We start from the raw sequence: 14712 nt of genomic DNA, 5'->3' as shown, positions 1-14712 counted from the left end.
TACGCTGGAGCCTCCTGCTTCGCGCCAGTCTCCAGGTGGACCCCGGCACAAGGCCGGGGTGACGGTTTGGGATGATCGGCGCGACTGACCTTTGGCAACGCATCCGCCGGCTCTGGGCGATCGCCGAAGCCCCCACCCATCGCGTCTGGTGGACGGGGCCGCGGATTGTGATCGCGGCGGTGCTGGCGCTCGGGGCGCTCTACGCCGCGGCGGATTTTGCGACGCGCCCGCCGCATCTGCCGCGCCACGCGGCGACGGTTGCCGCATGGAAGCCGTCCGAAGCCTGGCTCTATGACCGCGACGGGCGGCTGCTCGATTCGGCGCGCGTCGATTTCCAGGCGCGGCGGCTGGGCTGGGTCCCGCTCGACAAGGTTGCGCCCGCGGCGATCGAGGCGCTGGTCGCGGCGGAGGACAAGAGATTCCGCGACCATGACGGGATCGACTGGTGGTCGGTCGCCGGGTCGATCCGCGACCGCATCGAGGGCAAGCGCGCGCGGGGCGCGTCGACGCTGTCGATGCAGGTCGCTGCGTATCTGGCGCCTGGGCTCGCCGCCCCGGGATCACGCGGGCTGCGCGACAAGCTCCGCCAGATGCGCGCGGGCGCGGCGCTCGAACGCATCTGGAGCAAGGATCAGATCCTCGAGGCCTATCTGAACCTTGCCGGGTTTCGCGGCGAGGCGCAGGGGATCGGCGCGGCGGCGCTGGGACTGTTCGGCAAGACGCCCGACGCGCTGACGCGCGACGATGGGCTGCTGCTCGCGGCATTGCTGCCCAATCCGGCGGCGGGGGCGGGCGAGGTTGCGCGCCGCGCTTGCGCCCTATCGAGGGAGGGCGATTGCAGCCGCTTCCCCGGTGCCGCCGCCTCCATGCTCGGGCCGGCGCGCAGCCTCGCGCTCGATCCGGGGCTGGCGCCGCATTTGTCCAACCGGTTGCTGACGCAGCCGGGGCTGCGGGTCGAGACGACGATCGATGCGCGCATTCAGCGGATCGCGATCCGCGCGCTGCGGCGGCAGTTGCAGGGGCTGGGCGGGACGCGGGCGCGGGACGGGGCGGTGATCGTCGCCGACAATGCGACCGGGGAGATCCTCGCCTGGGTCGGTGGGATCGGTGGGGCGTCCACCGCGCCCTCGGTCGATGGCGCGAACAGCTATCGCCAGGCCGGATCGACGCTGAAACCCTTTCTCTACGCGCAGGCCATCGAGAAGGGGTATCTCACCCCCGCTTCGATCCTCGACGACTCGCCGGTCCAGCTCGACACCGCTTCGGGCCTCTATGTGCCGCAGAATTACGACCGCGCGTTCAAGGGGCCGGTGAGCGCGCGCGCGGCGCTGGCGGGGTCATTGAATGTGCCAGCGGTACGGACGCTATTGTTGACGGGGGTCGAGCCATTCCGCGACCGGCTGTGGGACACCGGCTATCGCGGCCTGACCGAAAGCGGCGAATATTATGGCTACAGCCTCGCGCTCGGATCGGCCGAGGTGACTCTGGTCGAGCAGGCGGCGGCCTATCGCAGCCTCGCACGCGGCGGGCGCTGGGCGCCGCTCCACGTGCGCAAGGACGCGAAAGCCGAGCCGGACCGCGCGACCACCACCCCGCAGGCAGCGTGGCTGGTCGCCGACATGCTCGCCGATCCCAATGCGCGTGCGAGCACCTTCGGCATGGATTCGGCGCTGCGGCTGCCCTTCTGGGCGGCGGTGAAGACGGGGACGTCGAAGGCGATGCGCGACAATTGGTGCGTCGGCTTCAGCGACCGCTTCACCGTGGCGGTGTGGGTCGGCAATCTCGAGGGCGATCCGATGCGCGCCGTCTCCGGTACCAGCGGCGCGGCGCCGGTATGGCGCGACGTGATGATGGCGCTTCATGCGCAGGCGCCGGGCCGTGCGCCGGCTCAACCTTCGGGGATCGAGGTGCGGGCGATCCGTTTCACCGGGAATGTCGAGCAGCCGCGCCGCGAATATTTCCTTGCGGGCACGGGAATGAGCGAGGTGGTGGTCGCGCCGCCGGCGTCGCGGCGACCGCGCATCGTCAGCCCCGTCTCGGGCAGCGTCTACGCCCTCGATCCCGACATCCCGGTCGAGCGGCAGCGGATGGCGATCACCGTTTCGGGCGAAGTGACCGGGCATCGGCTGCAACTGGACGGGCGCGATCTGGGCGCTGCGGACGCCCGGCCGATGGTTTTGGCGGGTCCGGGGCAGCATCGGCTGCGGTTGGTCGATCCCGGCGGGCGCGTGGTCGATCAGTTGCTGTTCACGGTGCGCTGAGACGGCAAGCTGGTTCCCGGCCTTTTCCGCCGTGTCCGCCTGTTGCCACTGGGACACGGATTGACGGGAAAGAACCGCCGATTTGACGCAGGTGCGAAGGTGAATCGAACCAAAACGATTCCCGCGCGTTGCGGCAAATGGTCCTACCCTTTCGGGGCCGAAACATGAGTAGGCCGCGCCGGCAGCGTATCCCGCCGGCGCGGCCAATTTTTTGCCCGTGTTCCGCTTACCAGAAGAAGTTGCGGATCACCCGGACGACATAGCCTCGACGGGTATCGACCAGCAGCACATCGTCATAGTGGCGCACCCAGCGCTGCCCATAGCCCGCCGGGGGCAGACGATAGCGCCACGGATCACTGATGTAATAGCGGCTGCCGTAGTAATGCGGGGCGATTCGGACGCCGCTACGGAAGCCATAATAGCGGAACGGCGCGCGCCACTGGCCACGGGCGTAGACGCCGCGATTGCGGTCGCGCCAGCCGCGCCAGTCGTCATTGCCCCAGCGGCGGTTGCGGTCCTCGACCGAATCGCGCAGGTCGCGGCGGGCGTCGCGGACATCCTCGCGCTCGCGGCGCACGTCGCGGGACGAGCCATAGCGTTCGGCACGGCGCAGCTCGCGCTGCTCCTCGCGCAGCTGCTCGCGGTCGCGGCGGACCTCGCGCTGGCTCTGGGCATGGGCGGTCATCGGCGTCATCGCCGGAAGGGCGACGGCGGCGATCAGCGCCGAGATCATGAGCTTCTTCTTCATCACAGCTCCTCCTTGGTTCGGGCCGGAAGCGATCCGGCGTGATCGAGGAGCTAGCGGTATCCGGCTGAACGCCCCGGGAATAAGGCAGTCAGCGAAATGAAAGGCTTACGCCCAGCTCCTTACGGGCCGTCACCCGGCCCGGGTCCGGTGCCCGGCGCGCCGACGGTACCGATATTGCCGAACAGATCCTCGAAGAAGCCGCGCTCGCGGCCCAGCGTCGGGGTCTTCCTGTTCGACGGGTTGATCGACGCGACCTGCTCGACCCCGGTGCGCGTCACGTCGGTGACGTTGCCCTGCGCGTCGAAGCGGATGCGCAGCGTGGTCTGCTCGCGCGGCTTGGGATTGTTGAAGGCATAGTTGCGGGTGTTGCGGCCCACATAATACCATTCGCCCTGGTTGAACTGGCTGGTCAGCGTCGGCTTGCCCAGCGTCGCCAGCACCGATTCGCGATTGTCGACGCCGGGCTGGACCGAGTTCACCAGATCGGCATCGACGACATAGCCCTGATAGCCGCGCAGCGGGGCGCAGGCGCCGGTTCCGAGAAGCGCGGCGCCGCAAGCGGCGGCAAGAAGGGCACGGGCGGAAATCATCAAACTCACTCTCCCAGGGCGGGCAGGCCCATGACGGACGGGCGCCATGCATTGCATCGCAGGCCGTTCGCCTCAATATGCGCCCGCGTCCGCGCAAACAAGTCACGCGGGCGGGTGGAGCATATGAACATGGGATTGTGGCAACGGCTGGCCGGACGCAAGGCGGAAAATCCCGCGGCGGCGCTCTATCAGGCCGTCGTGGCGCGGGGCCGCGCGCCGCACTGGTATGAGGCAGGCGGCGTGCCCGACACGGTCAACGGCCGTTTCGACACGATCGCCAGCGTGCTCGCGGTGGTGCTGCTGCGGCTCGAGGCGGAGCCGGCGGCGGCGGAAGCGTCGGCGCGGCTAATCGAGTGCTTCGTCGACGACATGGACGGCCAGCTGCGCCAGATCGGCATCGGCGACGTGGTGGTCGGCAAGCGCATGGGCAAGATGATGGGCCTGCTCGGCGGGCGGCTGGGCGCCTATCGCGATGCGCTGGTCGCGGGAACCGAGCCGCTCGAACAGGCGCTGCTGCGCAACCTCTATCGCGCCGAGGATCCGGGCGCGGCGGCGCTGGCGCACAGCGCGGGCGAGCTGCGCGCGCTGCACGCGGCGCTGGCCGGGATCGAGCTCGACGCGCTGATGGCGGGGCGGCTGTGACGCCCGAATTCTCCCGCCCGCAGCGGCTCGACACGATCGGCGCGGGCGAGAGCCGGGTGAGCGTGGAGGCAGAGGCGGGCGAGCGCAGCGCGCTGGCGCGCCGCTTCGGGCTGATCGCGATCGATAGCCTCAAGGCGGACTTCACGATCCGGCGCGACGCCGCGGGGATCATCGCGCGTGGGCGCCTGACGGGCGCGGTGGTGCAGCCGTGCAGCGTCACCGGCGATCCGGTGCCGGCGAAGATCGAGGAGGATTTCGCGATCCGCTTCGTGCCCGAGGGCGGCGAGAGCGGCGAGGAGATCGAGCTGAGCGAGGACGATTGCGACACCGTCTTCTATACCGGCGGTGCGATCGACCTGGGCGAGGCGGCGGCGGAGACGCTGGCGCTGGCGCTCGATCCCTTTCCGCGCAGCCCGGGCGCCGCCGCGGCGCTGCGCGAGGCCGGCGTGCTGAGCGAGGAGGAAGCCGGGCCGTTCGCCGCGCTGGCGAAGCTCAGGAAACCCAAGGACTAGGACGGATCGACATTCAGGATCGGGTGTTTTTCAATCCTCCCTGGCGGGGGAGGATTGAGATGGACGCGGGTGCCTAGCGGATCGGCGTCAACGGGGGCCGCGCGGCGAGATAGGCGCGCGCGGGGTCGTCGAACGGGAACCCCTGCGCGGCGAGCGCGCCGAGCAGGCGCCGGATATTGCGCAGGCTGGCGTCGCTCACCGCCTGCGCGGCGGGGTGGGCGAGCCAGGCGGCATCGACGCGAAACCCGCCGCGCCCGCGCACCAGCTGCCCCGTCGCGGTCATCGCGGCAAGATGCCGGCTCGCCGTCGCCGGCGTCACCCCGATCGTCCGCGCGACCGCCAGCGCGGGAACCGGCCGGTCGGCGGGGCTGTGCGCATGGGTGAGCGGATGCGGGCGGCAATTGGCCGCGACCACGGTCGAGAACAGGATCAGGTCGAGCCAGCCGGCATGCTTCTCGCGGTTGGTCTGGATCACTGCCAGCATGACGTCGATCGCGGCGCGCACGCCGGTCTGCATTTCATAGGCCGGGGCGGTGCGCGGCGGCGGCAGCGCCTCGCCGGTGGCTGCCAGATCCTCGACGAAGCGCACGAAGCAATCATGCGCCCAGCGCACCAGCTGCGCGACGCGCGGGCGGCGCAGCCCCTCCGGCGTGACATGGATGCGATTGCCGTGGCGCACGCACAGGCCATCGGCGATCAGCGCGTTCACATGCCGGCGGATCGTCTCATAGGGGCGGCCGAGCGAGGCGGCGAGCGCGTGCGCCGAGGTCGGCACCGTCGCCACCGCCTCCGCATCGGAAAGGCCGGTCACGCGCGTTGCGAGCGTATAGATGATGAACCGGTCGATGCGGCCGCCGAACACCAGCGCGCCCTGCGCGAGCAGGCTGGTCTGCAGCTCGGCGAGCAGGCGAGTGACGGGGCGGACCTGGGCGACGGAAGGTTGCGCCGCGCCGTTCCCGTGCGCGAGCGCGGCGGAGTCCGGCGTCAGCCGCATCGGCGCCATCGGGTTGCGGCATGATGTGGCGGTGCCGCGGGGGGCATATGGGTTGCCGGGACGGCAAGGTCGGGGAGCGCCAGATGCATGGTCCGTTGAAACGCAGCCTGCGCGGGATCCGTTGCCGAGTCAAAGCATCGGCCACCCGAGTTGGTGATGCCGGGATCCTAGCGCACGGGCATCGAATCGATCCATTGCGAGAGCAGCGCGATGCCCTCGTCATGCGCGGTGGCGCGGCCGAGCTCGGGCATGGCGATGCCGGGATCGGTGCTGCGCAGGCGGTAGATCAGGATCGAGGCCTCGGCGTCGCCGGGCTGAATCGCGAAGTCTCGCCCGCCGCTGCCGCGCCCCGCCGCGACCGGGCGCTTGCCGATGCCGATCGTCACCGCTTCCTTGCGGTCGAGCTCGAGGAACAGCCCCGAGTTGGAGGCCGCGCCCGCCGGATTGTGGCAATGCGCGCAGTTGATCTCGAGATAGGCGCGGGCGCGGGCTTCGAGCGGGGCCTTGGCGTCGTCCCAGCGCGCGACGCGCGGGGCGCCAGCCGGCGCGCGGTCTAGCAGGCCGGCGGCGGCGAGCTTCTGCAGCTGGCCATTGTGATTGAGGTAGCGCGCCTTGGGGCCGATCGGGGTGATCTGGCCGGACAGGGCGTGGCAGTCCTTGCACTGGTTCTGGTTGGGCACGGCATAGCTGATCTGGCGCGGCTTGCCCGAAGGATCGGTGAAGGTCACGGCAAGACGCGTGCCGGCGCGCCTGATGACCGCGTCGGTGCCCTCGGCATTCCACACATACGGGATCGCGACCCAGCCCGCGGCGCGGCGCAGCAGCAGCCGGGTCTCGAGCGGCTTGAACGAAGCGCCCTCGCCATAGCCGAAGGTCTTGATGAGCGCGCTGCCGACGGGGAAGTCGAACGCCTTGGCGGGGTCGTAGGTGGCCTTCGCGCCGGCGGGGACGTAGATGAAGCGCTGCTTCGCCGCATAGTCGGAGAAGAGCGCGGTCTCGAGGTCGTAGCCCACGACGCGCCGGGCGGGGGTGCGCCTGGCGAGATCGGTGAAGAAGCCATAGTCGGACAGCTTGGCCGGATAGCCCTCGGCCGTGATCGCCGCATTATTGACCTGCGCCGGTTGCTGTTGCGCCGCGGCGGCGGCGAAGGTCGCCGCCGCAAGTCCCAGCAGCGCCAACCCGGACCGCTTCACTTCGCCGCCGCCTCCATCTCCGCAGGCAGCACCACCGCGGCGGGCTGCGGCACATCGGGCGCGTTCAGCTCGACCCTGGAGGGCTTGGCGCTCTCGACCGGCGCGCCGAGCGCGAGGCCGAGGCCGAGCACCGGCACCTGGTCGGCGACGCGCAGGCCGAGCTCGGCCGCGGCGCCGGTGCCGTCCCACCACACCGGCGGGGCGGCGCCGCCGAACGCAGCGGTCAGGAAGCCGCCGCTCGGCACGTCGGGCGCGAAGCCGGCGCGGCCGTGGCGGTTGCCCGAGACGATGATGCGGCGCGGATAGGGGTTGTACTTCGCGTCCTCGAACTTGGGCCGATAGGAGATGATCATCACGTTCGCAGTCGCGTTCTCCGACAGGTCGTTGTCGAAGACATGGACGCCGTCATTCGCCATCACCAGCACGCCCGTTCCCTTGGGCACGGTCGCGACGATATTGCCCTTGGGCGCGAAGTTCGGCGTGTCGTTCGCCACCACCTTGTTGCCGAACACGCGCACCCCGCCGCCGTTCATGCGGGGCAGGTTGGGCAGGTCGAACACCAGGATGCCGCCGGTATTGCCCGTGGCGGTGTTGCCATGGACGTCGGCCATGTTGCTGTTCTCGATCTCGATCCCGGCGACATTCTGCGACACGGTCGAGTTGCGCACCACGATCCGCTCCGACTGGCCGACATAGATGCCGGCGTCCGACGCGCCCTTCACCGTCACGCCATCGACCAGGATGGTGTGGCTAGAGACGGGATAGACGCCATAGGCGCCGTTCGTGGCCTTGGGACCGCCGGTCCATTCGACGCGGATGTCCTTGTAGACGATGCGGTTCGCCTCCTTGGACTTGATGCCGTCGCCCTTCGTATCCTCGACCGCGAAGCCGCGCAGCACGACATCGTCGGAGGTGACGAGCAAGCCTTCGCCCGCGCCGAGCTGGCCCTTGAAGCTGAGCACCGTCCTGTCCGGCCCGGCGCCGCGCACGGTGACCTTGTCGACATCGAGGCTGAGGCCGTCGGTTAGCTCGAAGCGGCCCGGGCCGATCTGGACGACGTCCCCCGGCCTGGCGTCGAGCAACGCTTCCTGCAGCCGTTCCTGGGCATTGGGGCCGGCGGGGACGTCGATCGTCTTGGCGAGCGCGGCGGACGACGCGAAGGCGAGCAGCAGCACGGTGGCGGTGCGGATCATGAGCCTCTCCCTGTTTTGAGGGCAGCTTAGCCAGTCCGTGGCGTGCGTCCAGCCATTAACAGGGGTGTCAGTATCGTTCGTAAATCCTCCCCCGCCAGGGGGAGGTGGCACGCGCAGCGTGACGGAGGGGGAGGACTCCTGCCGCTTGCCGGTCGCCGCCCGCCCCCTCCGTCGCCTTCGGCGCCACCTCCCCCTGGCGGGGGAGGATTCTCAGGGCGAATCCGTCTACTCCCGCGCGTCGCCCGGCAGCTCGTCCTCGGCGCGCTCGAGCTCCTTGGGCTTGCGCTTCTCGAACACCGCGGCGAGCCGGACCTTGGTCTCCTCGTCGAGATCCCTGGCGGCGGCCGGGAACATCTCCTCCTCTTCCTCCTCGATATGGTGGAGGTAGCGGTGGCGCAGCTCCTTGAAGATCTTCGCCCAGGCGTCGCTCGACGGATCTGCCTCGACCAGCTGGCCGAGATAATCGTCGATCTCCTTGTGCTCGGCGACCGAGTGCCGCGCCTCGTCGCGCAGATCGGGGTTGGCGAGCATCGTCGCGTAGAGCGACTCCTCCTCGGCCGCGGCATGCGCCTGCAGCTCGACGCGGAGCTGCTCGAACAGCACCGCGCGCTCCTCGCTGTCGGGATCGCTCGACACGATCCGCTCGAGCAGGTCGCGGTGGCGGTCGTGATCGCGTTTCAGCTCAGCGAAGATCAGGTCGTCGGCCATCGGGATTCTCCTTTGGCCGCTTCAACCGGTCAAGGCACGGCGAGGTTTCAGGCGCGAATCATTCTCACGCGGTTTCAAGGGTTTGTCGCTCGCGCCGCCAGGCCCGGGCCAGCAGCCCCGCCAGCAGCCCGGCGAGCGCGAGCCAGAGGCCGAGACCGGCCCAGGGCGACCAGCCCCAGAATTCGTTCGGAATGGTGCGGATGTCCCCGGTCAGGAACTTGGGCAGGATGTGCTGGGTGAGCGGCGCGGGGTAGAAATGCGGCGCCTGCACCTCGGCCGCCGCGATGGAGAGGTTGATCGCGGCGCTTGCGGCGAGGAAGCCGCCGCCCAGCCATTTCTCCGAGCGGCTCGCACCCGCCCAGAAGGCGGCGAGGCCGATGGCGAGATAGGCGACCGCGGGCAGCGCATGGCGCGGCCCGGTAGAGTTGCCGCCGTCCCAATAGACATAGGCGGCGTGATAGAGGAACGCGATTCCCGCACCCGCCGCGGCCATCACGCCGATGTCGCGCTTCGCCGGATCGCGCAGCAGCGTCCAGATGCCGAACGGGGCGAGCACCAGCACCGGCGCCACCCACACCATGCCGCGGCGCTTGCCGCCGAGGATCTCCCACAGCACGTCGAGCTTGGGATAGGTCAGGCCGAACAGCCCCTGCTGCATCCCCTCGAACCCCACCACGCCCGAATAGCCGGTCTGGAACGGGTGACCGAACACGGCGAGATTATAGGCGAGGAGCGGGATCGACGCGGCGATGCCGCCGGCGAGCGCCAGCCCGATCGTGCGCCACAGCGCGCCGGCTTCCCAGCCGCGGATGCGCCACAATGCCCAGAGCGCGACCGGCGCGCCGGTGAGGATCGCGCTGTGCTCGATCACCACCGCCCAGCCGAGCGTCAGGCCCGCGATCAGCGCGTGCCGCCCCGGCGATCCGCCGCTGGTGCCGCGCCACACCGCCCACAGGGCGATGGCGAGCAGCGCGGTGGTCGGCGCATGGCCGAAATAGGTGGTGCTCCACCCCCATATCGTCGTGCCGAATGCGACGCCCAGCGCGCCGAACAGCCCGGCATTGCGGCTTCCGGTGATCCCGGTGCCGAGCTGGAGCAGCGCGACCGCCGCCAGCGCGGTGAGGATTGCGCTGGTGAAGCCGACCGCGACGCGCATGCGCAGCCGCAGGAAATCCTCTGCGACGGGATCGAACAACCGGTGCGGAACGTCGGCCGAGGTCTGGCCGGTGACCGTGTTGGTCAGCGCCACCCAGGGCAGCGCCATCAGGGTCATGCCCGGCGCCTTGTCCATGTAGAAATGGCCGTCGAACTGCGCCTTGTCGATCGTCATGTCGGCGAAGTCGTCGATCCGCGCATCGCCCGTCTCGACGATCGCGGCGGCGGCGAGCAGCCGCGTGGCGCTGTTGGGGTTGAACGCCCAGGAGCCGAACCAGGTGCAGGACAGCCAGACCAGCGCGAACAGCAGCGCCGGGACCTGCCAGCGCCTGCGCGCTCCGCCCCCAAACGCCCTGTCTCCGCGCGTCGTCAAGCTCATCGCAATACACCACCCGTGCGTCATCCCCGCGCCGGCAGGGATCCGTTAAGACTGACGTTGCGGCTCTATCTGATCCGTCAACCGGAATGGATCCCCGCCTGCGCGGGGATGACGATCAGTTTGTGAAGCACATTCTAGTCGGGAAGAACCTTCTCGGCGCGCTTGCGCGCGTCGGCCTCGGCCTTGCCGGCCTGGATCTCGCGGCCCGAGCAGCCGATCGAACCGCCGCCACCGACGGTGGTGCAGCTGCCGATGCCGGTATCGCCCGCGGTGAGCGCCGATTGCTGGCGCACCGCCCAGCTCTCATTCTGCGGGGCGACGGTCTGGTCGCGCAGCTCCTTGGGGATGCGAAAGCGCTCCTCGGCGGGGCGGCGGACGCAGATCACGACTTCCTCGCCATCGGCGTTGGTGGGGCATTTGTCGTCGCCATAGATGACGAGCACGCCGTTCTGGGCCGCATTCTGCGCGAGCGCCGGGAGGGGCGCCGCCAGCGGCGTGGCGGCAAGGGCGAGGCCCAGCAGGATCGTCTTCGTCATCGTCAACTCCAAACCCCCGACATTCCTATATCCGTTTCGAGACCGCGATGGCAGCCCTGCAGGCGAGCCGGATCGCCCCCGCCAGCAGCGGATAGGCCGGCGCCGTCTCCGCGCCCGCGGCGAGCGCCGAATCGCGGTGCTCCAGCTCCTCGGCGCGGAACTCGGCGACGGCCTCCGACAGCAGCGGATCGCCGTTGCCCAGCGCGGCGAGCTGCTCCTGGTAGTGAAGGTCGATCTCGGTCTCGACCGCCACCGTGCAGGCCATCGCCGCCGCCGGCCCGATCACCGCGGTCGCCGCGCCGAGCGCAAACCCCGCGACGCTCCACACCGGCTGCAGCGCGGTCGGGCGGACGCCGCGCTGTGCGATCAACGCATCGAAGAAGGCGCGGTGCCGTTCTTCCTGGTTCGCCATGCCCGAAATCGCACGCGCCATGTCGTGCCGGTCGCCCATCACGGCGAGCTGCCCGGCATAGATGCGCGTGGCGCCATATTCGCCCGCCTGATCGACGCGGATCATCGAGGAGACGTCCTCGCGGCGGTCGCCGGGCTTCCAGTTCATCGGCGTTGCTTCCGGAGCATCAGCATCGCGATCACCAACGCGCCAGCGAGCGAAAGGATCGCATTCCATCCCGCGAGCGAGATGCCGAGGAAGTGCCACGGTGCGACGTCGCAACGCACCAGCGGCGCGTTCATGATCGCGTCGAGCGCGCTGCCGCCGCCGAAATGGGTGGCGCACTGGGTGAGCCCTTCCCACCATTTATACTCGACCCCGGCGTGGAAGACGCCGATCGCCCCGCTGATCGCGATGCCCAGCGTGGCGAGCCATACCAGCAGGTCGCGGACCGGCTTGGTCACGAACGACAGTGCGGCGAGCACGATCGCGGCATAATGCGGCCAGCGCTGCCACATGCACATCTCGCACGGGAACAGCTTGCCCACATACTGGCTGTAGAGCGCGCCGCCGATCAGGCCGAGCGGCAGCAGCAGGGCGAGCGCCTGCGCGGTGCGGCGGGGAGCCATCGCGTCCCGCCTCAGCGCCGCGTGCCGGCCTTGGGCGCGCCGCCGCCGGCCATCCGCGCGGGGGGGGCGGTGCGGGCGATGGTCTCCAGCGCATAATGGAGCTGGAAGTCCTCGACGCCCTTCTTCTTGAGGTCGTCGACGCTCGCGGCGAAGCGCGGATCGGGCTTGGTGTCTTCCTCCAGCACCGAATTGTCGACCTTGTCCTGGTTGAGCAAGTGGCGGCGCAGATCGGCCTCGCGCAGCACCGGCCGGGTCTTGTAATCGGGGTCGGAAAGCTGCGGCACGGCGATGTCGGGCGTGATCCCGCCCTCCTGCACCGAATGGCCGGACGGGGTATAGTAGCGCGCCGTGGTCAGGCGCAGCGCGGTGCGCGGCCCCATGTTCAGGATCGACTGGACCGATCCCTTGCCGAAGGTCCGCTCGCCCATCACCAGCGCGCGGTGATGATCCTGCAGCGCGCCGGCGACGATCTCCGAGGCCGAGGCGGTGCCGGCATCGACCAGCACGACCAGCGGCAGCCCGCGGGCAAGGTCGTCGGCCTTGGCGTACCAGCGCTCGATATCCGCCTTGTCGCGCCCGCGCTGCGACACGATCTCGCCATGCTGCAGGAAGGCGTCGGTGACCTCGATCGCCTGGTTGAGCAGGCCGCCGCCATTGGCGCGCAGATCGATCACATAGCCCTTGGGCTTGCCGCCCAGCTGCTTCTCGATCGCCGCGATCCCGGCGCGCATGTCGGCCGCGGTGGTGGCGCTGAAGGTGTTGATGTTGAGGATGCCGATGCCGTCCTTGACCTCCCACTTCACCGCCTTCTGGACGATGATCTCGCGGGTCAGGGTGACGTCGAACGGCTTGTCGCGGCCGGGGCGCACGATGCGGACGACGATCTTGCTGCCCGGCTCGCCGCGCATCTGGGTGACCGCCTCGTCCAGCGTGCCGCCATAGATCAGCTTGCCGTCGAGATGGGTGATGAAGTCGCCCGACTTGATCCCCGCGCGCCAGGCGGGCGTGTCCTCGGTCGGGGTGATCACCTTGACCGCGCCGTCCTCCATCGTCACCGACAGGCCGAGGCCGCCATAGCTGCCCGAGGTCTGGATCTGCAGATTGTCATAGTCGATCCCGTCGGCGAACGAGCTGTGCGGATCGAGGCTGGCGAGCATGCCGTCGATCGCGCCCTTGATCAACGTCTTGTCGTCGACCTGCTCGACATAGTCGGCCTTGACGCGGGCATAGACGTCCATGAACGCGTCGAGCTCGCGATAGCTGGAGGTCTCGACGCTCGCCATCGCGCCGGTGGTGACGGGGACGAGCGCCAACGCGCCGACCGCGGCGGTGACCTGAAGAACGGGACGGATCATACGCAAACTTCCTGAGCGCTATTTGCGGGCAGAATAGACCGGAAAGCCGTGGCCGCAAAGCGGCAAGGGCGAGGCGGGAGGTGGACGCCGATAAATCCTCCCCCGCCAGGGGGAGCTGGCATGCGAAACATGACGGAGGTGGCGGGTGGCGGTGTGCTCCAAAGAGGCGACGGCACCCTTTCCTCCCCCTCCGTCGCCTGCGGCGCTACCTCCCCCTGGCGGGGGAGGATTCGAGCAAGAATCAATCCAGCAATTGCGCGAGATCGACGGGCAGCCCCTTGCGGCGCAGCTCGATCGTGATGCGCGGCGCCTCGCCCTGTGGTGCGCGGCCGAGCGGGGTGCCTTGCACGGGCGCATCGCCGACGCGGACCAGCACGCGATCGAGCCCCGCCACCAGCGAGGTCCAGCCATCGCCATGATCGAGGATCACGATATTGCCGTAGCCGCGGAAGCGGCCGGCATAGATCACCCGCCCCGCCGCGGGGGCGACCACCTGCGCCCCGGCCCAGGTCGAGAGGGTGAGGCCGCGCGCGCGCACGCCCGCTTCGGAGACCTCGCCCATCCCGGTGACAAGGCTGCCTGCAACCGGGAGGCGATAGGGCGGCGGGCGCGACGGCGCTGCGCGCGCGATCGTCTGCTGGCCTTCCGCGCCGGGACGGGGCAGCGGGCCGGGCAGCGCCTCGAGCGCCTCGCGCGTCTGCGCGGCGGCGCCCAGCGTGTCCATCAATTCGACCAGGTCGCGGGCCTGCTCGCCCAGCGCGAGGGCGCGATCGGATTCGACCATCGCCTCGCGCCGATAGCCGGTCGCGCGCAGCCGGTGCCCGGCCTCCATCTGTACCAACGCCAGCCGTTCGGCCTCGAGCCGTTCGCGCCCGTCGCGCAGGCTGCGCGCGGCGATCTGCGCCCCCTCGCGCAGGCGGCGGGTGCGGGCGATCTCGTCGCGCACCCCGGCGCTGCGCGCCTTCACCACGGGCGCGACGCTGCCCAGCACCGCGCGGACATGGACGATATCGGCGGTCGATCCCGGCTGGAGCAGCCCGAGCATCGCCGGCCGGCGCGCGAGCGACTGGAGCGCAGCGATCAGCCGCGCGATCGGCCCTTGCTGTGCTTCGAGCTGCGCCCGCTGCGCGGTCAGCAGCTGGTCGACGATCGCGGTACGCGCCTGCGCCGCGGCGATCTGCGCTTCCGCAGCAGCAATGCTCGCCGCGACCGCTGCCTCGCGGACCTTCGCCCGCCGCGCCTCGTCGCGCTCGCCGGCAGCCGCCTGCTGGAGCCGCCTGGCGCGCGCCTCGGCCTCCTTTGCGGCCTTGTTCGCCGCCTTGAGCTGCCCCTGCTGCGCGGCAAGGTCGGGCGCCCGCGCCGGCAATGCGCTCAACCCGGCAAGCCCGAGCAGCGCGGCGGCGATGGCGATCGGGATCCGGCGCAC

15 protein-coding genes are annotated in these 14712 nt (G+C 70.0%); 3 read left to right on the top strand and 12 right to left on the bottom strand.

The annotated features are described in order from the left end of the window. Positions 1–71: 71 nt before the first annotated feature. Positions 72–2261: a penicillin-binding protein 1C gene (pbpC, locus tag VGD28_RS01250; RefSeq protein ID WP_331026514.1), complete on the top strand. Its 2190-nt coding sequence runs from the start codon at positions 72–74 to the stop codon at positions 2259–2261. Between the two features lie 226 nt (positions 2262–2487). Here the strand turns inward: pbpC and VGD28_RS01245 are convergent, their stop codons facing one another. Then, on the bottom strand, positions 2488–3009 hold the full coding sequence (locus tag VGD28_RS01245; RefSeq protein ID WP_331026513.1) for an RcnB family protein: 522 nt from the start codon (positions 3007–3009) through the stop codon (positions 2488–2490). A 119-nt stretch (positions 3010–3128) separates the two neighbouring features. Continuing rightward, a complete protein-coding gene (locus tag VGD28_RS01240; RefSeq protein WP_331026512.1) occupies positions 3129–3599 on the bottom strand; it encodes an outer membrane protein assembly factor BamE in 471 nt (156 codons plus the stop codon). Between the two features lie 129 nt (positions 3600–3728). Here VGD28_RS01240 and VGD28_RS01235 point away from each other — a divergent pair, with 129 nt between their 5' ends. After that, complete coding sequence (locus tag VGD28_RS01235) at positions 3729–4241, top strand: ubiquinol-cytochrome C chaperone family protein (RefSeq protein ID WP_331026511.1); 513 nt, start codon at positions 3729–3731, stop codon at positions 4239–4241. Then, complete coding sequence (locus VGD28_RS01230; RefSeq protein WP_331026510.1) at positions 4238–4753, top strand: DUF177 domain-containing protein; 516 nt, start codon at positions 4238–4240, stop codon at positions 4751–4753. Before VGD28_RS01235 ends, VGD28_RS01230 begins: the two co-directional genes overlap by 4 nt. 73 nt (positions 4754–4826) lie before the next feature. On the opposite strand, the gene VGD28_RS01225 is transcribed toward VGD28_RS01230, so the two are convergent. From VGD28_RS01225 to VGD28_RS01180, 10 genes are all read right to left on the bottom strand, one after another. Beyond that, entirely contained in the window at positions 4827–5747 is a 921-nt protein-coding gene (locus VGD28_RS01225) for a hypothetical protein (protein ID WP_331026509.1), read from the bottom strand. A 167-nt stretch (positions 5748–5914) separates the two neighbouring features. Next, positions 5915–6940 (bottom strand): SO2930 family diheme c-type cytochrome, encoded by a 1026-nt coding sequence (locus VGD28_RS01220; protein WP_331026508.1) that lies wholly within the window; start codon positions 6938–6940, stop codon positions 5915–5917. Then, a complete protein-coding gene (locus VGD28_RS01215; protein ID WP_331026507.1) occupies positions 6937–8133 on the bottom strand; it encodes a parallel beta-helix domain-containing protein in 1197 nt (398 codons plus the stop codon). Before VGD28_RS01215 ends, VGD28_RS01220 begins: the two co-directional genes overlap by 4 nt. A 225-nt stretch (positions 8134–8358) precedes the next feature. Continuing rightward, entirely contained in the window at positions 8359–8841 is a 483-nt protein-coding gene (locus VGD28_RS01210) for a hemerythrin domain-containing protein (protein WP_331026506.1), read from the bottom strand. Positions 8842–8905: 64 nt separating this feature from the next. Then, a complete protein-coding gene (locus VGD28_RS01205) occupies positions 8906–10375 on the bottom strand; it encodes a hypothetical protein (RefSeq protein ID WP_331026505.1) in 1470 nt (489 codons plus the stop codon). A 134-nt stretch (positions 10376–10509) separates the two neighbouring features. Next, positions 10510–10911, bottom strand: a complete 402-nt coding sequence (locus VGD28_RS01200; protein WP_331026504.1) for a hypothetical protein — start codon at positions 10909–10911, stop codon at positions 10510–10512. Between the two features lie 25 nt (positions 10912–10936). After that, positions 10937–11470, bottom strand: coding sequence for a demethoxyubiquinone hydroxylase family protein (locus VGD28_RS01195; protein ID WP_331026503.1), 534 nt, complete (start codon positions 11468–11470; stop codon positions 10937–10939). Further along, positions 11467–11931 carry a disulfide bond formation protein B gene (locus VGD28_RS01190; RefSeq protein WP_331026502.1) on the bottom strand — a complete coding sequence of 155 codons (465 nt, stop codon included), beginning with the start codon at positions 11929–11931 and terminating at the stop codon, positions 11467–11469. The genes VGD28_RS01195 and VGD28_RS01190 overlap by 4 nt, the downstream gene beginning before the upstream one ends. Positions 11932–11942: 11 nt before the next feature. Further along, positions 11943–13286, bottom strand: a complete 1344-nt coding sequence (locus tag VGD28_RS01185; protein ID WP_331026501.1) for a S41 family peptidase — start codon at positions 13284–13286, stop codon at positions 11943–11945. A gap of 241 nt (positions 13287–13527) precedes the next feature. Next, positions 13528–14712, bottom strand: coding sequence for a murein hydrolase activator EnvC family protein (locus VGD28_RS01180; protein ID WP_331026500.1), 1185 nt, complete (start codon positions 14710–14712; stop codon positions 13528–13530).

This window comes from Sphingomonas sp., from assembly GCF_036402235.1.
GTDB lineage: Bacteria > Pseudomonadota > Alphaproteobacteria > Sphingomonadales > Sphingomonadaceae > Sphingomonas.
Note: the sequence above shows the minus strand (reverse complement) of the source record. Positions and strands in the feature narration are given on the sequence as shown.